This window comes from Pseudomonas sp. 43mfcvi1.1, assembly GCF_900115935.1.
GTDB lineage: Bacteria > Pseudomonadota > Gammaproteobacteria > Pseudomonadales > Pseudomonadaceae > Aquipseudomonas > Aquipseudomonas bijieensis.
In genome coordinates, this window is sequence record NZ_UETT01000001.1 from 427,464 (window position 1) to 448,374 (window position 20,911).

Annotated in this window: 22 protein-coding genes; 11 read left to right on the forward strand and 11 right to left on the reverse strand. The window is 60.1% G+C overall.

Annotated features, from left to right (window positions below; all coding sequences use genetic code 11):
• Window positions 1–229: 229 nt before the first annotated feature.
• The gene (gene sthA, locus DTP52_RS01905; RefSeq protein ID WP_003183399.1) at window positions 230–1,624 is read left to right on the forward strand and encodes a Si-specific NAD(P)(+) transhydrogenase; all 1,395 of its coding nucleotides are present in this window, start codon (window positions 230–232) and stop codon (window positions 1,622–1,624) included.
• A 42-nt stretch (window positions 1,625–1,666) separates the two neighbouring features.
• Here sthA and DTP52_RS01910 read toward each other — a convergent pair whose 3' ends face one another.
• Entirely contained in the window at window positions 1,667–2,389 is a 723-nt protein-coding gene (locus tag DTP52_RS01910) for a glycerophosphodiester phosphodiesterase family protein (RefSeq protein WP_109751590.1), read from the reverse strand.
• Entirely contained in the window at window positions 2,386–2,982 is a 597-nt protein-coding gene (locus DTP52_RS01915) for a PilZ domain-containing protein (RefSeq protein WP_109751591.1), read from the reverse strand. Before DTP52_RS01915 ends, DTP52_RS01910 begins: the two co-directional genes overlap by 4 nt.
• A gap of 94 nt (window positions 2,983–3,076) precedes the next feature.
• Between DTP52_RS01915 and DTP52_RS01920 the strand changes: the two genes are divergently transcribed.
• From DTP52_RS01920 to DTP52_RS01930, 3 genes are all read left to right on the forward strand, one after another.
• Window positions 3,077–4,327 (forward strand): lipoprotein-releasing ABC transporter permease subunit, encoded by a 1,251-nt coding sequence (locus tag DTP52_RS01920; RefSeq protein ID WP_109751592.1) that lies wholly within the window; start codon window positions 3,077–3,079, stop codon window positions 4,325–4,327.
• A 7-nt stretch (window positions 4,328–4,334) separates the two neighbouring features.
• On the forward strand, window positions 4,335–5,018 hold the full coding sequence (gene lolD / locus DTP52_RS01925; protein WP_162843734.1) for a lipoprotein-releasing ABC transporter ATP-binding protein LolD: 684 nt from the start codon (window positions 4,335–4,337) through the stop codon (window positions 5,016–5,018).
• A gap of 63 nt (window positions 5,019–5,081) precedes the next feature.
• Window positions 5,082–6,326, forward strand: a complete 1,245-nt coding sequence (locus tag DTP52_RS01930; protein WP_109751593.1) for a lipoprotein-releasing ABC transporter permease subunit — start codon at window positions 5,082–5,084, stop codon at window positions 6,324–6,326.
• 196 nt (window positions 6,327–6,522) lie between these two features.
• Here DTP52_RS01930 and DTP52_RS01935 read toward each other — a convergent pair whose 3' ends face one another.
• Window positions 6,523–7,875 carry a heavy metal sensor histidine kinase gene (locus DTP52_RS01935; RefSeq protein ID WP_109751594.1) on the reverse strand — a complete coding sequence of 451 codons (1,353 nt, stop codon included), beginning with the start codon at window positions 7,873–7,875 and terminating at the stop codon, window positions 6,523–6,525.
• The gene (locus tag DTP52_RS01940; RefSeq protein ID WP_109751595.1) at window positions 7,872–8,552 is read right to left on the reverse strand and encodes a heavy metal response regulator transcription factor; all 681 of its coding nucleotides are present in this window, start codon (window positions 8,550–8,552) and stop codon (window positions 7,872–7,874) included. The genes DTP52_RS01935 and DTP52_RS01940 overlap by 4 nt, the downstream gene beginning before the upstream one ends.
• 152 nt (window positions 8,553–8,704) lie before the next feature.
• Between DTP52_RS01940 and DTP52_RS01945 the strand changes: the two genes are divergently transcribed.
• Both DTP52_RS01945 and queF read left to right on the forward strand, forming a co-directional pair.
• Window positions 8,705–9,226 (forward strand): plastocyanin/azurin family copper-binding protein, encoded by a 522-nt coding sequence (locus DTP52_RS01945; RefSeq protein ID WP_109751596.1) that lies wholly within the window; start codon window positions 8,705–8,707, stop codon window positions 9,224–9,226.
• A gap of 61 nt (window positions 9,227–9,287) precedes the next feature.
• Entirely contained in the window at window positions 9,288–10,118 is an 831-nt protein-coding gene (queF, locus tag DTP52_RS01950) for an NADPH-dependent 7-cyano-7-deazaguanine reductase QueF (RefSeq protein WP_109751597.1), read from the forward strand.
• Window positions 10,119–10,288: 170 nt separating this feature from the next.
• Here the strand turns inward: queF and DTP52_RS01955 are convergent, their stop codons facing one another.
• Both DTP52_RS01955 and DTP52_RS01960 read right to left on the reverse strand, forming a co-directional pair.
• Complete coding sequence (locus DTP52_RS01955) at window positions 10,289–10,552, reverse strand: DUF4404 family protein (protein WP_109751598.1); 264 nt, start codon at window positions 10,550–10,552, stop codon at window positions 10,289–10,291.
• A 109-nt stretch (window positions 10,553–10,661) separates the two neighbouring features.
• A complete protein-coding gene (locus tag DTP52_RS01960) occupies window positions 10,662–11,282 on the reverse strand; it encodes a phosphatase (protein WP_109751599.1) in 621 nt (206 codons plus the stop codon).
• 200 nt (window positions 11,283–11,482) lie between these two features.
• On the opposite strand from DTP52_RS01960, the gene DTP52_RS01965 reads away from it, so the two are divergent.
• From DTP52_RS01965 to rssC, 3 genes are all read left to right on the forward strand, one after another.
• On the forward strand, window positions 11,483–12,172 hold the full coding sequence (locus DTP52_RS01965; protein ID WP_109751600.1) for a VacJ family lipoprotein: 690 nt from the start codon (window positions 11,483–11,485) through the stop codon (window positions 12,170–12,172).
• Window positions 12,173–12,505: 333 nt separating this feature from the next.
• Entirely contained in the window at window positions 12,506–13,687 is a 1,182-nt protein-coding gene (gene rssB / locus DTP52_RS01970; RefSeq protein WP_014339338.1) for a two-component system response regulator RssB, read from the forward strand.
• Window positions 13,687–14,169, forward strand: coding sequence for an anti-sigma factor antagonist RssC (gene rssC, locus DTP52_RS01975; protein ID WP_025212773.1), 483 nt, complete (start codon window positions 13,687–13,689; stop codon window positions 14,167–14,169). The genes rssB and rssC overlap by 1 nt, the downstream gene beginning before the upstream one ends.
• A gap of 210 nt (window positions 14,170–14,379) precedes the next feature.
• Here rssC and tal read toward each other — a convergent pair whose 3' ends face one another.
• The 5 genes from tal to DTP52_RS02000 form a co-directional block, all read right to left on the reverse strand.
• Window positions 14,380–15,306, reverse strand: a complete 927-nt coding sequence (tal, locus tag DTP52_RS01980; RefSeq protein ID WP_109751601.1) for a transaldolase — start codon at window positions 15,304–15,306, stop codon at window positions 14,380–14,382.
• A gap of 177 nt (window positions 15,307–15,483) precedes the next feature.
• A complete protein-coding gene (gene dusA / locus DTP52_RS01985; RefSeq protein WP_109751602.1) occupies window positions 15,484–16,479 on the reverse strand; it encodes a tRNA dihydrouridine(20/20a) synthase DusA in 996 nt (331 codons plus the stop codon).
• A 109-nt stretch (window positions 16,480–16,588) separates the two neighbouring features.
• Entirely contained in the window at window positions 16,589–17,311 is a 723-nt protein-coding gene (locus DTP52_RS01990) for a metallophosphoesterase (protein ID WP_109751603.1), read from the reverse strand.
• Between the two features lie 87 nt (window positions 17,312–17,398).
• Window positions 17,399–17,998, reverse strand: coding sequence for a putative adenosine monophosphate-protein transferase Fic (locus DTP52_RS01995; protein WP_109751604.1), 600 nt, complete (start codon window positions 17,996–17,998; stop codon window positions 17,399–17,401).
• Window positions 17,998–18,168 (reverse strand): YhfG family protein, encoded by a 171-nt coding sequence (locus DTP52_RS02000; protein ID WP_109751605.1) that lies wholly within the window; start codon window positions 18,166–18,168, stop codon window positions 17,998–18,000. Before DTP52_RS02000 ends, DTP52_RS01995 begins: the two co-directional genes overlap by 1 nt.
• A gap of 165 nt (window positions 18,169–18,333) precedes the next feature.
• Between DTP52_RS02000 and DTP52_RS02005 the strand changes: the two genes are divergently transcribed.
• Window positions 18,334–19,551, forward strand: coding sequence for a putative DNA modification/repair radical SAM protein (locus DTP52_RS02005; protein WP_109751606.1), 1,218 nt, complete (start codon window positions 18,334–18,336; stop codon window positions 19,549–19,551).
• Window positions 19,551–20,396: a TIGR03915 family putative DNA repair protein gene (locus DTP52_RS02010; RefSeq protein ID WP_109751607.1), complete on the forward strand. Its 846-nt coding sequence runs from the start codon at window positions 19,551–19,553 to the stop codon at window positions 20,394–20,396. The genes DTP52_RS02005 and DTP52_RS02010 overlap by 1 nt, the downstream gene beginning before the upstream one ends.
• Window positions 20,397–20,911: the final 515 nt, after the last annotated feature.

Consider the following 20,911-nt stretch of genomic DNA (forward strand, 5'->3'; position numbering starts at 1 on the left):
GATAAGGTCATGCAATGATGACAGCGCCGTGAAAGGCTACCTGTGGCGAAATAGCGCAGGCAAAACTAGCCTACGACGCGACCAAGGGGTAATGTGCGCGGCGTTGACGCTTCTATAGACTGTGGCCGGGCTCGTGAACCGGCCCCAAATTGTTCCTTCATGCCGCAGGCCGGCATGATTTAGCCGTCGGTGCCAAGTGAGGCGCCACGGCCTGTTCTGAGGAGTACGCATGGCTGTCTACAACTACGACGTGGTGGTACTGGGCTCCGGCCCGGCGGGGGAAGGCGCGGCAATGAACGCGGCCAAGGCAGGGCGCAAGGTGGCGATGGTCGACAGCCGTCGGCAGGTCGGCGGCAACTGCACCCACTTGGGTACCATCCCGTCCAAGGCCTTGCGTCACTCGGTCCGGCAGATCATGCAGTTCAACACCAACCCGATGTTCCGGGCCATCGGCGAGCCGCGCTGGTTCTCCTTCCCGGACGTGCTCAAGAGTGCCGAGAAGGTGATCTCCAAGCAGGTGGCCTCGCGCACCGGTTACTACGCCCGCAATCGTGTCGACGTGTTCTTCGGCACCGGCAGCTTCGCCGATGAGCAGACGGTTGAAGTGGTCTGCGGCAATGGTGTGGTCGAGAAACTGGTGGCCAAGCACATCATCATCGCCACCGGTTCACGCCCGTATCGCCCGGCCGACATCGATTTCAACCACGCGCGCATCTACGATAGCGACACCATCCTGAGCCTGGGCCACACCCCGCGCAAACTGATCGTCTACGGCGCCGGGGTGATCGGTTGCGAATACGCCTCGATCTTCAGCGGCCTGGGTGTGCTGGTGGAGCTGGTGGATAACCGTGGTCAGTTGCTGAGCTTCCTGGACTCGGAAATCTCCCAGGCCCTGAGCTATCACTTCAGCAACAACAACATCACCGTGCGCCATAACGAAGACTACGACCGCGTCGAAGGCGTCGACAATGGCGTGATCCTGCACCTCAAGTCCGGCAAGAAGATCAAGGCCGACGCCTTGCTCTGGTGTAACGGCCGTACCGGCAACACCGACACCCTGGGCCTGGAAAACATCGGCGTGAAGGTCAACAGCCGTGGCCAGATCGAAGTCGACGAGAACTACCGCACTTGCGTACCGAACATCTACGGTGCCGGTGACGTGATCGGCTGGCCGAGCCTGGCCAGTGCCGCCCACGACCAGGGCCGTTCGGCCGCTGGCAGCATTGTCGACAATGGCAGCTGGCGCTTCGTCAACGACGTGCCGACCGGCATCTACACCATTCCGGAGATCAGCTCGATCGGCAAGAACGAGCAGGAGCTGACCCAGGCCAAGGTGCCTTACGAAGTGGGCAAGGCGTTCTTCAAGAGCATGGCGCGGGCGCAGATCGCCGGTGAGCCGCAAGGTATGCTGAAGATCCTGTTCCACCGCGAGACCCTGGAAGTGCTGGGCGTGCACTGCTTCGGCTATCAGGCGTCGGAGATCGTGCACATCGGCCAGGCGATCATGAACCAGCCGGGCGAATTGAACACGCTGAAGTACTTCGTCAACACCACGTTCAACTACCCGACCATGGCCGAAGCCTATCGGGTAGCGGCCTATGACGGGCTCAACCGGCTTTTTTGAGCGGCTCCGGCCGGTGGCCTGAGCCGGCCGGGGAGACCGATTTCAGCAGTTCTCGAGCGTGGCAGTGGCCAAACCGGGAAAGTCTGTAATCAGGCTGTCAGCGCCAAAGTCGGCGAGCCTGCGCATCAGCGCGGGCTCGTTGACGGTCCACACCGACACATGCAGCCCCTGGCGCTGCGCCTTGGCCAGGCGTTCCGGCGTGCACAGGGTCCAGTTCAACGCCAGAATCTCGCAGCCGTAACTCTGGGCGACCTTCAACGGGTCGAGCCAGGCGTACTCGGCCACCAGTCCGCGAGAGATGTCCGGGGTCAGGTCCAGGGCCGCCTTGAGCACTTCCCGGGAGCTGGAGGTGATGGTGATCTTGTCCAGCAGCCCAAAACGCTGGGCCATTTCACGGATGCCCAATACCGTGGCTGCGGCGCGGGTGCGCGAGGCGCTCTTGACCTCCAGTTGCCAATGCTCGAAATCACACTTCTCGAACAACTCTTCCAGGCGCGGGATCGGGCACGGCTTGATCCAGCCCGGGCCACCCTTGCGCGCATCGTAGGTCACCAGTTCGGCGGCGGAATGCTCCACCACCTTGCCCCGGCGATCCGTTGTGCGCTTGAGGGTCGGGTCGTGGATCACCATCAACTCGCCGTCCATCGAAAGATGCAGGTCCAGCTCGCAACGGCGTACGCCGTGCTTGAGGCACTCCTGAAAACCGGTCAGGGTGTTTTCCGGCGCTTCGCCCTTGGCGCCGCGGTGGCCATAAATGAGGGTCACGGTTCTTCCTTATTGATACCTGATTCGTTCAGTTCCCGGGCCAGGCGTCGTTCTTGCGCCTGTTTCTGCAGGATGTAGCGGGCCAGCAACTGGCGCTGGGCGTCGGTCGGGCGTTCGAACTCGGTGCCCACGTCGTAACCGTCGCCCTTGGGGTCGCAGTGGGTGACCCGTGCCCGGAGCAGTAAGCCGAGAGCTTGCGGCATCAGCACCAGTTTGATCGACAGATGGGCGCCAACCGCGATCGGTGTGGGGTACTGGAAGTCGACGCCGCCTTCGGAAATGATCACCGGCTGCGGTTCACCGATTTCGCCGAGCACCGTCAGGGCAATGACCTGGCTGAGCAGGTCGATGCGTTTGTTCATTGCCTTGAGGTACGCCGCGATGCTGCGTTCGCGCTCGCTGATCTGGCGCAGCAGGTGCTGTGACTCGAATTCGCTCAGGTGCAGTTCGCTGAGCAGATTGAACAATGGAGAAGCATCCTGCAACACTTCCTGGCCAGCAGCTTCAGGAATGGACAGGGGCCGAATTTCCAGTGCGATCGTGTCCTCGATACGGTAGTATTCGCGGCGATCTTCTTCATCTAATGTCGACATGGCGAACCCATGGTAGCGGCGGTGGTCTGAGTGTAAAGCTGGTTTGAGACCCCCGCCACAAGGACGTTCCTTTTCCCTCCGAACAAGCCCCGACATGTTCAGACCTCTCTTCGTATTTATCGGCACGCGTTATACCCGTGCAAAGCGTCGCAATCATTTCGTATCGTTCATTTCCCTGACGTCCATCATCGGGCTGGCCCTTGGCGTGGTCGTGATGATCGTCGTACTGTCGGTGATGAACGGCTTCGACCATGAGATGCGCACCCGCGTGCTGGGCATGGTGCCCCACGCGACCCTCGAAACCGGCGAAGCCATCAGTGATTGGCCGAGCCTGGCCGCCAAGGTCAAGCAGAACCCGCAGGTGCTGGCCGTGGCGCCGTTCACCCAGATGCAGGGGCTGCTGACCAACGACGGCAAGGTGTCCAAGGTGTTGCTCAACGGCATCGACCCAGAGCTCGAGCGGCAGGTATCGATCATCGATAACTTCATGCAGCAGGGCAAACTCGACGACCTGGCGCCAGGCGGTTTCGGCATCGTCATTGGCGACAAGGCCGCGGCGAAGCTCGGCGTTGCCATTGGCGACAAACTGACCTTCGTCGCCCCGGAGGTCACCGTGACCCCGGGCGGCATGTTCCCGCGCATGAAGCGCTTTACCGTGGTTGGTATTTTCCATGTCGGCGCCGGCGAGCTGGACGGTTACCTGGGCGTCACCAATCTCCAGGACCTGGCGCGCCTGCATCGTTGGAAACCGGATCAGGTCCAGGGCCTGCGGTTGAAGTTCGACGACCTGTTCCAGGCCCCGCGTGTGGCATGGACCATCGCCCAGCAGCTCGGCGAAGACCGTTACTACGCCCGGGACTGGACCCGCACCCATGGCAACCTGTACCAGGCGATCCGCATGGAAAAGGCCATGATCGGCCTGCTGCTGTTGCTGATCGTCGCCGTGGCGGCGTTCAACATCATCTCCACGCTGGTGATGGTGGTGAACGACAAGAAGGGCGACATCGCCATCCTGCGCACCCTCGGCGCCACGCCGGGGCAGATCATGCGGATCTTCATGGTCCAGGGCACGGTCATCGGCGTGATCGGCACGTTCGTCGGCGCCCTGGTCGGGATGTTCGCCGCGCTGAATGTCAGCGCCGCGATTGCTGCCCTCGAAGGCCTGATCGGGCACAAGTTTCTCAACGCCGACGTGTACTTCATCGACTACCTGCCGTCGCAATTGCAGGCCGATGACGTGTTGATGGTCTGCGGCGCTGCGTTGGTCCTGAGTTTCCTCGCCACCCTGTATCCAGCCTGGCGTGCCGCGCGCACCCAGCCTGCGGAGGCGTTACGTTATGAGTGAGTCGGGCATGAGTGAAAAAGCTATCTTGAGTTGCCGCAACCTGGGCAAATCCTACGAGGAAGGTCCAGAGTCGGTGGTGGTGCTGTCGGGCCTGCAACTGGAGTTGCACCCTGGCGAGCGCGTGGCGATTGTCGGCACCTCCGGGTCGGGCAAGAGTACCTTGCTCAACCTGCTGGGCGGCCTCGACACGCCGACCGCCGGCAGTGTCTGGCTGGCCGGCGAAGAGCTTTCGGCGCTGAACGAGAAGGCTCGTGGCCTGCTGCGCAACCGTTCCCTCGGTTTCGTCTACCAGTTCCACCACTTGCTGCCAGAGTTCACGGCGCTGGAAAACGTCTGCATGCCGCTGTTGATCGGTCGCACAGCGATTCCTGAAGCCCGTCAGCGCGCCACGGCGTTGCTGGAGCGGGTAGGGCTGGGCCATCGCCTGGAGCACAAGCCGGCGGAACTGTCCGGTGGCGAGCGCCAACGTGTGGCGATTGCCCGCGCCCTGGTCAACAAGCCTGGCCTGGTGATGCTCGACGAGCCGACCGGTAACCTCGACTCCCACACCGCCCAAGGCATTCAGGACCTGATGCTGGAACTCAGCACCTCGATGCGCACGGCGTTCCTGGTGGTGACCCACGACATGAACCTGGCCCGGCAGATGGACCGCGTCCTGCACTTGCAGGAAGGTTGCCTGACGCCCATCTGACCGACCGAAACCCGGCACTTGAAACCCGTGCCGGGTCTTTTATTTTCATACGGTGCCCCGCGAATGTTCAGACCGTTATCGATCTTTATCGGCACGCGCTATACCCGCGCCAAGCGCCGCAATCGCTTTGTTTCGTTCATCTCCATGACCTCGATGATCGGCCTCGCCCTGGGTGTGCTGGCGATGATCGTGGTGTTGTCGGTGATGAACGGCTTCCAGCGCGAAATGAGCTCGCGCATCCTCGGCATGGTGCCCCACGCCACCATCGTCGGCGTCAATCCGATCGACGACTGGCAGCCAGTGGCCGCCGCGGCGCTGAAAAATCCCGAGGTGACCGCCGCCGTGCCGTTCACCGAGATGGAAGGGATGTTGAGCCATAAGGGTTCGATGCAGCCGATCCAGATCAGCGGCATCGATCCGGCCCAGGAAGGCAAGGTGTCCATCGTCGCGCAGCACATCGTTCAGGGCCGTCTCGATGCCTTGAAGCCGGGCGAGTTTGGCGTGGTGATCGGTGAAATCACCGCGCGGCGTTTTCGCCTGAACGTCGGCGATAAAATCACCCTGATCGTGCCGGAAGTCAGCACCGCGCCGGGTGGTATCACTCCGCGCATGCAGCGGCTGAACGTGGTGGGTGTATTCAAGGTCGGTGCCGAACTGGATGGCTCCATGGCCCTGATCCACGTGGCCGACGCCGCGCAGATGCAGCATTGGCAGCCGAACCAGGTGCAAAGCGTGCGCCTGGCGGTGAAAGATTTGTACGCGGCGCCGAAGGTCTCCGGGGACATCGCCACCGGTCTGGGCGCGAACTACAAGGCCGACGACTGGACCCACACCCAGGGCAGCCTGTTCAGTGCCATGAAGATGGAAAAGACCATGATCGGCTTGCTGTTGCTGATGATCGTCGCCGTGGCGGCGTTCAACATCATCGCCACGCTGATCATGGTGGTGAACGACAAAGGCGCGGACATCGCGATCCTGCGCACCATCGGTGCCACACCGCGGCAGATCATGGCGATTTTCATGGTCCAGGGCACGGTGATTGGCGTCGTCGGCACGCTGATCGGCGGCGTGTTGGGGGTGATCGCGGCGTTGAACGTCAGTGAGCTGGTGGGCTGGCTGGAGCGGGTCAGTGGCCAGCACATCTTCAGTTCTGATGTGTACTTTGTCAGCAACCTGCCGTCGGAGCTTCAGCGCGCCGATGTTCTGTTGATCTGCTCGGCCGGGTTCATCCTGAGCTTCCTCGCCACCGTGTACCCGGCGTGGCGCGCGGCTAAGATCGAACCGGCGCAGGCGTTGCGCTACTCTTGAGGTCGCACAACCTCGTGTCAAATGGATGCTCTCTGTGGCGAGGGGATTTATCCCCGCTGGGTCGCGAAGCGACCCTAAACCCTGGCACCTGGGGGTAGTAGGCAGGTTGAGTTGACTGTATTGGGGCTGCTTCGCAGCCCAGCGGGGCGGTGCGACGTTTCGCTAAATCCCCTCGCCACAGGTTTGTGTGCTGCCTTCAATTCTCTTTCGGCAACTCGATCACAAACCGCGTCCAGCCATCGGCTGACTCACAGTGGATCTGCCCGCCATGGGCGCGGATGATCGAGCGGGTAATCGCCAGCCCGAGCCCCGCGTGTTCGCTGCTGCCTTCCTGGCGAGCCGGGTCGGCGCGGTAGAAACGGTCGAACAGGCGCGGCAGCAGGTCCGCTGGAATCCCCTCGCCACTGTTTTCCACGCTTACGCTCACCCCTTGAACCTCATCGACAATTCGTACCCGCACTTCGCCGTCAACGGGGGTGAAGCGCAGGGCGTTGTCCAGCAGGTTGGAAAGGGCCCTGCGCAACATGTTGCGGTCACCCTCGATGCGGCTCTCGCCCTCGCGGTTCAGGCGTACGTTGGTGTCTTCGGCCAGGGGCGAGAAGAAGTCCAGCAGCAAGTCCACTTCTTCGGCCAATTGCAGCGGTTCGCGATTGATCGCCAGCAGGCCGTGGTCGGCCTTGGCCAGGTACAGCATGTCATTGACCAATTGCGCCATCCATTGCAGTTCCTCGAGATTGCTGTGCAATGCCTCGCGGTAATCCTCCAGGGAGCGCTCGCGGGTGAGGGTGACCTGGGTATGGGTCAGCAAATTGGACAGCGGCGTGCGCAACTCATGGGCGATGTCGGCCGAGAACGCCGAGAGTCGCTGAAACGCATCGTCGAGGCGTCCGAGCATGGCATTGATGCTGTGGGCCAATTCCGCCAGTTCCGTAGGCATTTGCTCTTCGGGCAGTCGGGCGTTGAGAGAGCGGGCCGAGACGCTGCCGGCGATGGCGCCCATGCGTCGCAATGGGCGCAAGGCCCGCCGGGCGGCCCAGGCACCGAGCAGGGCCGTGGCCAGGGCTGAGAGGCCGACGGTCAGCCAGATCAGGCGCTGCATGCGTTGCAGGAAATGCTGGTGATGAGTGATGTCCAGCAACAGGGTCAGTTGTGGTGAATTGGCTCGATCGGGATACAGCGGCGCGTTCAACACCCGGTAGTCGTTGTCGGCATCGCTGAGGGTCGACAGGCCGGGCCGCTCCGGCAATTGAGCCGGGATCCGGATCGAGCTGTCGTACCAACGCACACCATCACTGCCCTTGATGCGCAGCGCCAGATCGGCCTGACGGCTCAGTTCATCTTCCAGGCGGCCCTGGATCTGTTCGGCGTCGAGATCTTGCAGGGTCCGGCGCAGGCCGATCAGCTTGCCTTCGAGCAGTTGCTGGTCCAGCTCGATGAAGTGCGCCTCGCTGCCACGGCTGAACAGGATGCCGGCGAACAATGACACCACGGCGGTGCAGGCAGCGAACAGCAGCGCCAGGCGGCTACTCAGTGACCACCGGCCCCTCACAGGCTGCGCTCTTCAAGCACATAACCCATGCCCCGCACGGTGTGGATGAGTTTGCTGGGGAACTCATCGTCAATCTTGATTCGCAGGCGCCGTATCGCGACTTCGATGACGTTGGTGTCGCTGTCGAAGTTCATGTCCCAGACCTGGGACGCGATCAGCGACTTGGGCAGCACTTCGCCCTGACGGCGCAGGAGCATTTCCAACAAGGCGAATTCCTTGGCGGTGAGATCGATGCGCCGACCGCTGCGTTCGACGCGGCGGCGGATCAGGTCCAGGCGCAAGTCGGCCAGTTGCAGGGCGGTTTCCTGTTGTGTCGAGCTGCCTCGACGCAGCAGGCTGCGCACCCGTGCCAGCAACTCGGAAAAAGCAAAGGGCTTGACCAGGTAATCATCAGCGCCCAGCTCCAGGCCGTGGACCCGATCCTGTACCGCGTCCCGCGCAGTGAGGAACAGCACCGGTGTATCCAGCCCGGCTCCGCGGACGGCTTGCAGGATCTGCCAGCCATCGCGGCCGGGCAACATCACGTCGAGGATCAGCAAGGCGTATTCACCGCTCAAGGCCAGTTGCTGGCCGGTGATCCCGTCGGCTACCAGGTCGGCGTTGAACCCGGCTTCGCCCAGGCCTTGGCGCAGGTATTGGCCGGTTTTGGTTTGGTCTTCGACGATCAGCAGTTTCATGGGCGGCTCAATGCTGGGTTGGAACGAGGGCGTTATACCGTGGCAGGCGGGCTCGTGGTGTAACCTGACAAAGTTGTAATCGAACTGTCAGCCGACTGGCAGGCCTGTAGCGATAGAGTTTCCCACAAGCTGAAACTGATTGGAGTATGGACATGTTGATGGGAAACCGCTTGATCCTGGCCGCTTGCGCACTGGCCCTCAGTGCGTCGTCGTGGGCATCGCCGGGCCATTTCGATTTTGGCCAGCCTGCACCGGCAGCCAAGGCCAGTCGCAGCATCGAGGTGGTGATGGGCGACATGACGTTCGATCCCGGTGCCCTTGATATCAAGGCCGGCGAGACGGTTCGGTTCGTGCTGATCAATAAAGGCCAGTTGCTCCACGAATTCAACCTGGGCGACGCCGCCATGCACGCCGACCACCAACAGGAAATGCTCAAGATGCAGCAGAGCGGCCAGTTGATGCCGACCGCGATGAAGCCGGGGATGGACCATGGCGCCATGGGCCACGACCAGGCGAGCATGCGCCACGATGACCCCAACAGCGTATTGGTGGAGCCGGGCAAAACCGCCGAGCTGACCTGGACCTTCAGCAAGGCCACGCGCCTGGAGTTTGCCTGCAATATTCCCGGGCATTACCAGGCCGGGATGAAGGGCGACCTGACAGTCAGTCAGTAAGCACTCAAAGGCTACGGCAAAGGCTGATAGAATCCGCTGATTCTTCAGTCAGGTTTCTGTCATGCATCCCGCAGCCGAACACTCGCCGCTGGGCAAGTCCAGCGAATACATCGCCACGTACACGCCGTCACTGCTGTTTCCGATCCCGCGCACCGCGAAATGGGCGGAACTGGGCCTGACGGCCGAGACCTTGCCGTACAAGGGCGTGGATTTCTGGAACTGTTTCGAGCTGTCGTGGCTGTTGCCGTCCGGCAAGCCGGTGGTGGCCATCGGTGAGTTCGCGATCCCGGCGGACTCGCCGAACATCATCGAGTCCAAATCCTTCAAGCTGTACCTCAATTCCCTGAACCAGACGCCGTTCGCCGATACCGCGAGCCTGGAAGCGACCCTGCGCCAGGACCTGTCGGCAGCCGCCGGCAAAGCGGTGGGCGTGCGGATCCGCAGCCTCACGGATGTGGAAAGCGAAGGCATCGTGGCGTTGCCCGGTACGTGCATCGACGATTTGGACATCAGCGTCGATTCCTACGCGCACCCGCGCCCGGAGCTGTTGCGTTGCGATGCATCGCGCATCGTCGAGCAAAGCCTGCACAGCCACCTGCTCAAGTCCAACTGCCCGGTGACCAGTCAGCCGGACTGGGGCAGCGTGGTGGTGGAGTATCGCGGCCCGGCCCTGGACCCGGCCAGCCTGCTGGCCTACATCGTCAGCTTCCGCCAGCATTCGGATTTCCATGAGCAATGCGTGGAGAGGATTTTTCTCGACCTGCAGCGCTTGCTCAAACCGGAGAAGTTGACCGTGTACGCGCGGTATGTGCGTCGTGGTGGGCTGGACATCAACCCGTATCGCAGTACTGAAGCGGTGCAATTGCCGAACCATCGTTTGGTCCGCCAATGAGTATCTAATGTGGGAGCGGGCTTGCTCGCGAAGGCGGTGTGTCAGTCGACGTCCATTTGGTTGACACACTGCCTTCGCGAGCAAGCCCGCTCCCACAATGGATTGCATTTCAGATTGCCGACATAAAAAAGCCCTGCTATCGATAGCAGGGCTTTTTGCATTTAAAGGGTTCAGATCCCCATGTTGCCCAAGGCCTGCACGATGTTGCGCAAGGTCCCGGCCAGCGTCGGGTGTTCCAGTTCGAAGCGCTCGACGGCCAAGTTCACATTATCGGCGAGGTTGGCATCCTGTGTCTGGGTCTCCAGCTCGAGCTCAAGTTCGATCTGTTGCATCAGCGCCTGCAGGTCATCGCGCTCGGCTTCGGAAAGTGGTGGATTCTGTTCCAATTGCTCGCGCAGTTTGTTGAGCTGTTCTTGCAATTCGCGGGCAGGCATTGGCGTACTCCCTTTATTGATAGGCACAGCCATGGACCGCGACAGTGCGTCAAAAATCCGTGGCTTGCCTTAAGAGTAATCTACCCTCGCGCTCCCTGCATGATCCCGGTCATGGCTTCTCGCCTTTGAGTCGGCGCTGGCTGATGTCCGCCAGGCAGGTGTCGAGTTCGCCCAAGTGATCGATCACCGAATGCACCCCCAGGCCGAACAATTGCACGGTGGCCTTGGCGCGCTTGTTTTCCCGTTCCTGTTGGCTCAGCGCCTGCCATTGGTCAGGCGCCAAGCCGCACAGCGAGCCGCAGGACGCCAGGCCGATGGTCCACAAGCCGGCGTTGAGCCCTGACTGCAACAGCCTGGGTTCGCCACTGACCAATACGCAGCCGTCCAGTTGCTGGACGTTCAGCGCCATCAAGGCTTGCCAGCAGGCATGCGGCGCCGGCCAAGGATTATTTGTTGCAGGAAGTTGCGGTGGTTTGATCCATGTCGGCAATGAAGCCGCCAGGGCGTGGCTGATGGCAGGTGGCAACTCGTCGAGCCAGGCGCAGGGGATTTCCTGGCGCTGCAACTGCTGCAAGCTCTCAAGGGCGCCAGGTGTGGGCTGCGCATGCTCGACTGGCCCAGCCCCTGGTTGACGGATGCGTGCGCCGAAATCCACCAGGCATCCGCTCAGGCCAAACAGTACGGCGGTCAGGCTGGAGGCGGGGAGGGGCAGGGCTTCGGCGCGGGGCATGGGAACGTCCTTGAAATAACCAGCAGCCTAATGGGCCTCGATGACAGTCCGGTGACAGTGAGATGAAGGGTGCCGGTCGCGGAAAAGTCCTACGATCTGCGTGCTTTTCGGTGCTGCCTATCTACGCGTTCCGTCTTATACTAGCCAGCTTACCGCCTGGGCTCGGCGCCCTTGCCTGAATAATCCAAGGAGTTTTCCCTATGCGCTGGAGCCATCGTCTAGCTCTGCTGTGTTTATCTGCCAGCGTCTTGCTGGTTCCGTTCGCTGCCCAGGCCGCCACGGAAGAAGATCCTTGGGAAAGCATCAACCGTCCAATCTTCACTTTCAACGACACCCTCGATACCTATGCGCTCAAGCCACTGGCCCAGGGGTATCAATACGTGACGCCGCAATTCCTCGAAGACGGCATCCATAACATGTTCCGCAACATCGGCGACGTGGGCAACCTGGCCAACAACGTGCTGCAAGCCAAGCCGGCCGCTGCCGGTGTCGACACCGCCCGATTGATCTTCAACACCACCTTCGGCCTGCTGGGCTTCTTCGACGTGGGCACCCAGATGGGCCTGCAGCGCAGCGATGAAGATTTCGGCCAGACCCTGGGCTACTGGGGCCTGGGCAGTGGTCCGTATTTGATGTTGCCGCTGTTGGGGCCAAGCACCCTGCGTGACGCGCCAGCCAAGCTGGTCGATGACTACACGGCTCCGTATCGTTATATCGATAACGTCTCGGTGCGTAACTCCATTCGAGGCCTGAACGTCGTCGACACCCGTGCCAGCCTGTTGTCGGCCGAGAAGATGGTGAGCGGTGACAAGTACGTCTTCATCCGCAACGCTTACCTGCAAAACCGCGAATTCAAAGTCAAGGATGGCCAGGTTGAAGACGATTTCTGATTTCGTCTCGTAGATCTGGAAGGCGGCCCGAAAGGCCGCCTTCTGTGCTTTGGAGGTGGTTTGATCCTTCCATTGAGTTACGCTTCGCTCGGTTCTTATAACTCTCTGTACTTTGACAAATAAAGACGGCAAGCGGCTATCTGCATGAGCTTGAAACGCCCGGCGGATGGGAGTACCGTCTGCGCCTTAGAAGGGCACCTCTGATGTATTTGCGTGTAGGGCAAAGGCCTGAAACCGGTACGACAGAGAGGCTAGAAAGCGAATCCAGTAGTGCGTGCCAGGCCAGACAGCCCAGCCCGCTACGCCAACCTAATTCTGGCGCCGTTTGCCCACATGCCAAAAACCAGTGCCACGCTGCTGATAATCGATGATGACGAAGTGGTGCGAGCCAGCCTCGCAGCCTACTTGGAAGACAGTGGTTTCAGCGTCCTGCAGGCCAGCAATGGCCAACAGGGTCTTCAGGTATTCGAGCAAGACAAGCCCGACCTGGTCATCTGCGACCTGCGCATGCCGCAGATGGGCGGACTCGAACTCATTCGCCAGGTCACCGAGATTTCCTCGCAGACCCCGGTGATCGTGGTTTCGGGCGCGGGCGTAATGAACGACGCGGTCGAGGCGTTGCGCCTGGGCGCGGCGGATTACCTGATCAAGCCCCTTGAAGACCTCGCGGTACTCGAACACTCGGTGCGCCGGGCCTTGGACCGTTCGCGGCTGTTGCTGGAAAACCAGCGCTATCGTGAAAAGCTGGAAACCGCCAACCGCGAGCTGGAAGCCAGCCTGAACCTGTTGCAGGAAGACCAGAACGCCGGGCGCCAGGTACAGATGAACATGCTGCCGGTCAGCCCCTGGACCGTCGACGATTTCCGGTTTGCCCACCAGATCATTCCGTCGTTGTACCTGTCGGGCGATTTCGTGGACTATTTCCGGGTCGACGAACGACGAGTGGCCTTTTACCTGGCCGATGTTTCCGGCCATGGTGCTTCCTCGGCGTTCGTGACGGTGTTGTTGAAGTTCATGACCACGCGCCTGTTGTTCGAATCCAAGCGCAATGGCACATTGCCAGAATTCAAGCCGTCAGAAGTCCTTGGGCATATCAACCGAGGCCTGATCAGTTGTAAGCTGGGCAAACACGTCACAATGGTCGGTGGAGTCATCGACGAGGAGACTGGTTTGTTGACCTATAGCATCGGCGGTCACCTGCCTTTGCCTGTGTTGTATACGCCAGACAGCGTTCGTTACCTGGAAGGGCGAGGTTTGCCGGTGGGCCTGTTCAACGAGGCCACCTACGAAGACCACGTACTGGAATTGCCACCGACATTCAGCCTGACGCTGATGTCTGATGGCATTTTGGACCTTTTGACAGAACCTACACTCAAAGAGAAAGAAGCGGCCTTGCCTGAACGGGTAAGCGCAGCGGGCGGCAGCCTGGAAGGCTTGCGTCAAGTGTTTGGATTAGCCACGCTCGGGGAGATGCCGGATGATATCGCCCTGTTAGTGTTGAGCAGGAACCTTTGATGAGTACCGGTAGAATCCAGTTCGCCGAGCAGGACGGCACCTTTGTCCTGAAGTTTGTCGGTGAAGTGCGCCTGACCCTGTGTTCGGCGCTGGATGCGACTATTGAGCGGATCTTCACTGCGCTGAACTTCAGCGCCATCGTGATCGACCTGACCGAAACCCGCAGCATCGACAGCACCACCCTGGGCCTGCTGGCCAAGTTGTCGATCCTGTCACGGCAGAAGGTCGGCTTGCTGCCGACCGTTGTCACCACCCACAACGATATCACCCGTCTGCTGCAGTCCATGGGTTTTGACCAGGTGTTCAACATCGTTGGCGACCCCGTGCCATGCCCTGAATGCCTGGACGACCTGCCTGACCAGGACCAGTCTGAAGAAGAAGTGCGGATCAAGGTGCTCGAAGCCCACAAGATTCTCATGGGGCTCAATGACTCCAATCGTGAAGCGTTTCACGACTTGGTGAATGCGCTGGAGCGGCCCTGACGCTTGAGTCTTGTGTCGGCTAAGCAGGTCCCGTCGCGAGCAGGCTCGCTCCCGCAAAGGACTTGTTTTTGCCGCAATACCTGATTCACCCTGACCCCCTGTGGGAGCGAGCCTGCTCGCGATGAGGCCGTTCCGGCCAGTGCATTCCGTGCGCAAAACCAATAAAAAGGGCGAACCCACCAAGGTTCGCCCTTTTTCACATGAATCCGCTCAAAGCTTGGCTTGCAGTAACGCCTCCAGCTTCTCCTGGTCCCGGGCAAACTGACGAATACCTTCGGCCAGTTTCTCGGTCGCCATGGCGTCTTCGTTGGACAACCAGCGGAACTGCGCTTCATTGAGAATCAAGCGCGCTTCCCCGGCTTGCCCTGGCGCCAGCTTGCGCTCCAGCTTGCCTTCATCGGCGGCCAGTTTTTCCAGCAGGTCCGGGCTGACGGTCAAGCGGTCGCAGCCGGCCAGTTGTTCGATCTGGTTGAGGTTGCGGAAGCTCGCACCCATGACCACGGTCTTGTAGTCATTGGCCTTGTAGTAGTTATAGATACGCGTCACCGACTGCACGCCCGGGTCATCGGCGCCGGTGTAGTCGTTGCCATTGGCTTTCTTGTACCAATCGTAGATACGGCCCACGAACGGCGAAATCAGGAACACCCCGGCATCGGCACAGGCCGCGGCCTGGGCGAAGGAGAACAGCAGGGTCAGGTTGCACTGGATGCCTTCACGCTCCAGTTGCTCGGCGGCACGAATGCCTTCCCAGGTGGAAGCGATCTTGATCAGCACGCGATCCCGGCCAACGCCGGCTTTTTCGTACAGATCGATCAGACGATGCGCACGCTTCAACATGGCCTCGGTGTCGAATGACAGACGTGCATCCACTTCAGTGGAAATACGCCCCGGGATCACTTTCAGAATCTCTTGCCCGACCGCTACGGCAAAACGGTCGCTGGCCAGGCCCACATCGCCCTTGCAGTCCGCCACGCAGGCGTTCAGTTGCTCGGCATAACCTTGAATGGCCGAGGCCTTGAGCAGCAGGGAAGGGTTGGTGGTAGCGTCCACGGGTTTGACGCGGGCGATGGCCTCGAAGTCGCCGGTATCGGCCACGACGGTGGTGAATTGCTTGAGTTGTTCCAGCTTGGAAGTCATGAGCGTGCTCTGTCCTATGGGTCTGTTGACATTACCCGAGGGCCGGCAGCCACTCAAGGGCGTGAATAGGTATCGACGGCCCCGGTGGCAACAACCTGAAAACGGTTGTTTGAAAGGTCGGGGCGGTATCGGTAGATACGATGCCAAAACAGCTCGCAGGTTCAAAGCAAGTGACGGTCAGCGTCCTTCCAGCAACTGTCCCGCCTGATCCAGCAACGCCAGCGGATCCTTGGTTTTATGAATATCCACCGACAACAACTGCCGAAACCGCCGCGCTCCCGGGAACCCGGTCCCCAGCCCCAACACGTGACGGGTGATGTGGTGCATCGCCCCGCCAGCCGCCAGGTGATCGGCGATATAAGGCCGCAACTGCGCCAGCGCCTCGGCCCGGGTGATGATCGGCGCGGTGCTGCCGAACAGTTGCTGATCCACTTCGGCCAGCAGATACGGGTTGTGATAGGCCTCGCGCCCCAGCATCACGCCGTCGAAAGTCTGCAAATGCTCGTGACAGGCCTCCAGCGTCTTGATTCCACCGTTGAGCACAATCTCCAACTCCGGAAAATCCGCCTTCAACCGCGCGGCCACGTCATAACGCAGCGGCGGGATATCCCGATTCTCCTTCGGCGACAACCCCTCCAGAATCGCAATCCGCGCATGCACGGTAAAACTCGTACACCCGGCCTCACGCACCGTCCCGACAAACTCACACAACTGCTCGTAACTGTCCCGCCCATTGATCCCGATGCGATGCTTGACCGTCACCGGAATCGACACCGCATCGCGCATGGCCTTCACACAGTCAGCCACCAAATCCGGATGCCCCATCAGGCAGGCGCCGATCATGTTGTTTTGCACTCGGTCACTGGGGCAGCCGACGTTGAGGTTGACCTCGTCGTAGCCGTGCTCCTGGGCCATACGGGCGCAGGCGGCCAGGTCAGCCGGGACGCTGCCGCCCAGTTGCAGGGCCAGGGGGTGTTCGGACTCGTGGTGACGCAGGAAACGCTCGTGGTCACCGTTGAGTAGGGCACCGGTGGTGACCATTTCGGTGTAGAGCAGGGCGTGTTTGGAGAGGATGCGGAGGAAGAAGCGACAGTGGGCGTCGGTCCAATCCATCATCGGCGCGACGGAGAAACGTCGAGAGATGGGCTGAGGTGGAGTTTTTTGTAGAGGCATGGGAGATCAGGGATGCAAATTGCGGAGGGGGCACAGTTTATCAGGTATGGGATGGAGTGAACGCGACTGATCTCGCGTCGGGAGGCAAAATAACAAACTGGTCCTTACGTCACTGGCTCATGCTTAAACTAATAATGGTTTCGGTTTGAATTTCTACCAAGCTTAACGCACCATCAGAAAATGAGCAGCCGGTGTCGATATAGACAACATTGCCCAAGCGTATAACACCGGGTACTGAAGAGTGCCCTACATAGAGTCGGTCTATTCCTTTAATGGAAGTGTGATCTTGCTGCTCGATTTTCTCTCTTGCATACAGCGCAGTTTTCAAGGCTTGCCGCTGATGTTGCTCTCCAAAACTTCCAGTGATAGCGTCTTTGGCTTCCTGCCAGCCATCGTCACTCCTGATGACAGGGGCTTCGGCATGGACTATTCCAATTGTTTGATCGCTTGATAAATTGATTTCAATGATCAATGGGAGTGCTTGCAAGGCTTTCAAAAGTTCGTGTTGGATGGGTGGTTGTAACTCGTAGAGCCAGGCACCACCGTTTCGGATATGTCGAGGTATGTCCCCATGGCCGGAGAGACAGTCAATAAGCATCTGCTCATGATTACCGCGCACGGCGTGCAACCACGGCTTCTCAAGCCAACTCAATACGTCTATGGAGTCAGGGCCTCGGTCGATGAGGTCTCCCACGGAAAAAATACGATCCAGTTCGGTGTTAAAGTCTAGTTTGTCTAAGGCCGTTGTTAGAAGTTTGAAATGCCCATGAATGTCGCCCACCACAAAGTCTCGACCTTCCTTGTTAGATGGGAATGATTTCGTCCTGTACATTTTCAGCGGCTTTAGCAGACGTTAATTGACGGCGACTGTATCACTTGGCGAAATAAACCGTAAGGCGCTGAGCGTGCCGTCATGGGGTCAAGGTTGAATCATCTGCCCGATGCACTTCTCAAAAACCTGTTCCATAGGTTCCATGACGCAGTTGTAAGCCGCAATGTTGGCAAAAATCCATTCGTCTTTCTCAATCCCCCACCAGCTGATTTCAAACCCGGCATTCATGATGAGGTGTTCAAACAGGATGCGTTGCGCACGGCCATTGCCTTCGCGGAAGGGGTGTACGACGTTGATGTCGGAATAGGCCTCTGCCACAGCAGCTATCAGCTCAGCCCGTTCCATGCCCTCGAACCAGTTTGCCGCGGCCATGGCCGTGAAGATCTTGCTGGCTTCTTTCTCCATGTATTCGGGTTGGCAAAAACGGGTGGCTTGTTTGGACATGCCGACGGTGCGCAGCTCTCCGGCCCATTCGAACAGGTCAGAAAAGAGAATTCGATGAATGTTTTGAAGGTAAGCCAGGCTGTAGGGGGGAGGGCTGAATTCGACGTTGTCCGCTGCGATGGCCGAGAGTTGTTGTTCGGCTTCGCTTAGGGTCGCTTCGTCATGGATGTCGAGTTTGTTGCGAAGGACCGTGGAGCCGGGATAGCAATAAGCGTCCTCGCCGACCCCATATTTGTCAGGCATCAGGTTCGGGTCTGGGTGAAGGCCTTCAAGACCTCCTCACGGGTTGGCATTTTGCGTTCGCCGTCCGCGAAGGTCACTTTGAAGCCTTCCAGGCGAAGGCTGGCCGCGTAGTTGGATCTGCGCGTCCTGGCGGCATAGGCCTTTTTGGTTTCAAGGCTGACATTGCCCATGGGGCTGGACCTCAATCGCGTTGATTGGCCGATTATAGCCCATCCCGTTGGCATGGCCTACGTCGTGGCCTGGCGACTCATATGAGGCATTGAATTGACCAATGGCGCTTGCATCGCGGCGCGTCTCAAAATACTGTGTTTATATCCAGTATTTGAGATCACTTCATGCAGCTTATCGCCAAGCTCGGCATTCTTGCCGACGCTGCCAAGTATGACGCCTCCTGCGCCAGCAGCGGTGCGCCCAAGCGTAGCTCCCGAGGCCGTGAGGGGCTGGGGGCCACCGATGGCATGGGCATTTGCCATAGCTATACGCCGGATGGGCGTTGCGTCTCGTTGCTGAAGGTGCTGCTGACCAACTTTTGCCTGTACGACTGCCAGTATTGCGTCAACCGTCGTTCCAGCAATGTGCCAAGGGCGCGTTTTACGCCGGAGGAGGTGGTGCGGCTGACTTTGGATTTCTATCGTCGCAACTGCATCAGTGGGCTGTTTTTGAGTTCCGGCATCATTCGCTCGGCGGATTACACCATGGAGCAGTTGATACGGGTGGCGCGGTTGTTGCGCGAGGAGCACCAGTTTCGTGGCTATATTCACCTCAAGACCATTCCCGATGCCGATCCGCTGTTGATCGAGGAGGCGGGGCGGTTGGCTGATCGCTTGAGTGTGAATATCGAGTTGTCCTCCGACATCAGCCTCAAGCGTCTGGCACCGGAAAAGCAGTTGACGACCATCCGCCAGGCCATGGGCACCATCCACCAGGGGCAACAGGCGGTGGCCGGTGAGCCGCGGGCGCCTCGCTTCGCCCCGGCCGGGCAGAGCACGCAGGTGATTGTGGGGGCGGATGCCACTGATGATCACGCCATCCTGAGCAACGCCGAGTCGCTCTACCTGGGGTACGGTTTGCGACGGGTTTATTATTCAGCGTTCAGCCCGATTCCCGACAGCCCCGCCAGCGTGCCCCTGGCAGCACCGCCGTTGCTGCGCGAGCACCGGCTCTATCAGGCCGATTTTCTCATGCGTGGATACGGCTACAAGGCAGGCGAGCTGTTGAGCGAAACCCACAACCTGGACTTGGACATCGACCCCAAGCTGGCGTGGGCGCTGGCCAATCGTGAGGTGTTCCCGCTGGACGTCAATCGCGCCGAACCCGCATTGCTGGCGCGTATTCCGGGTATCGGCCTGCGTAGCGTGCAGCGTCTGGTTGCACTGCGCCGGGAGCGGCGGGTGCGTTATGACGACCTGGTGCAGTTGCGGTGCGTGCTGGAGAAGGCGCGACCGTTTATTGTCACCAGCGATTACCGGCCGGCCGACGATCAGGTGCGCAGTGGCCTGCTGCGGGCGCGGTTGCGCGATCCCCAACGTCCGGTGCAAATGGGGCTTTGGTGATGATTGCCCTGGATTGTGACGATGATTTCTCCACCTGGCGCGATCAGGCTCGAACGCTGCTTGGCCACGGCATCGACCCGAGCGATGTCACCTGGGCCCAAGGTCCGATGGCCGACCTGTTGGCCATGCCGACGCCGCTGCCTCAAGGGCCGGGTCCGTTTCGTACACGGGTCCCCGCGGCCTTGCTGAGCCAGCTCGAACAGGCTGGCCGTTACCAGGGCGAACAGCGTTGGAACCTGCTGTACGAAGTGCTTTGGCGGGTTGCCCATGGTGACCGCACAGCCATGCTCGCGGGCGACCGCCTGGGCAGTGAACTGCAGCGGCGGATCAAGCAGGTCCAGCGCGAGGCTCATCACCTGCATGCTTTTGTGCGCTTTATCCCCCTGCCGCCGGCATTGGCCGAGCAACTGCAATTGGACCTGGTCGCCTTTCACCAGCCGGCCCATGACATCCTCGAAAGCGCCAGTGGCCATTTTGCCGAGCGGTTGGGACAGCAACGCTGGCTGATCGCAACGCCGCGCGACGGCATCCGTTTTGATGGACAGTCGCTGGATTACCAGCGACGTTGTCCCGAGCAATGGCAGCACTGGGCACGTCACGCCGAAGATCCTGGCGCTGAGCTGTGGCGAACTTATTACAAGCACATCTTCAACCCGGCGCGGCTCAATCCCCTGGCGTTGCGTCAGCACATGCCGGGGCGATTCTGGCAGCACTTGCCGGAGGGAGAATTGATTCCTCGACTGGTGGGTTTGGCGCGGCGGGGCAAGCAGCGGGATGGGCAGGCGTTGGAGGTAGGGGCGCAAGTGGGTAAGCGGATAGTTGTTGGTGCTGTTGTTGAGGATTAAACAAGTTCTGAATCCATCGCCGGACATTCCCATCGGAAGTTTCCCTCACGCTGTGTCGTTCCCCGCTGACTATCCACCCAATCACCCGTGCGCTAAGTTCTCTCCGTCGCTGCAAATTCAGCGACAGGGTGTGGAAGCCCTTATCTTCTCAGGCGCGTAGCGCCGCAAAATTTAAAGCAGGCGCTTTTCTTATGTCTGCTGTTAAATTATGGCGGCTGTACGCGGGGCGTCCTAGGGCGCGCCGGTATCCTGAGTGCTGGTCTTCCACACCCGCGTGCAGCTGCCACCCATCATGTGGAAGTGATGTCGGCAGATCGTTCTATAACTCAGGAAGTTTGCCAATGAAGAAGATCACACCTAATCCTCCGAGTACCGCAGTCAATCAAAAGCGGCTCTCGTCCAGCCTCACCCAATCTATCAATTCCAACCTCCTGCTCAATCCTCGAGCTCCGAATCCGGATTCGGCCCCTCCATCAGCGGTCCTTCAATCCGCCACTGACTTTCCATCCCCGCAG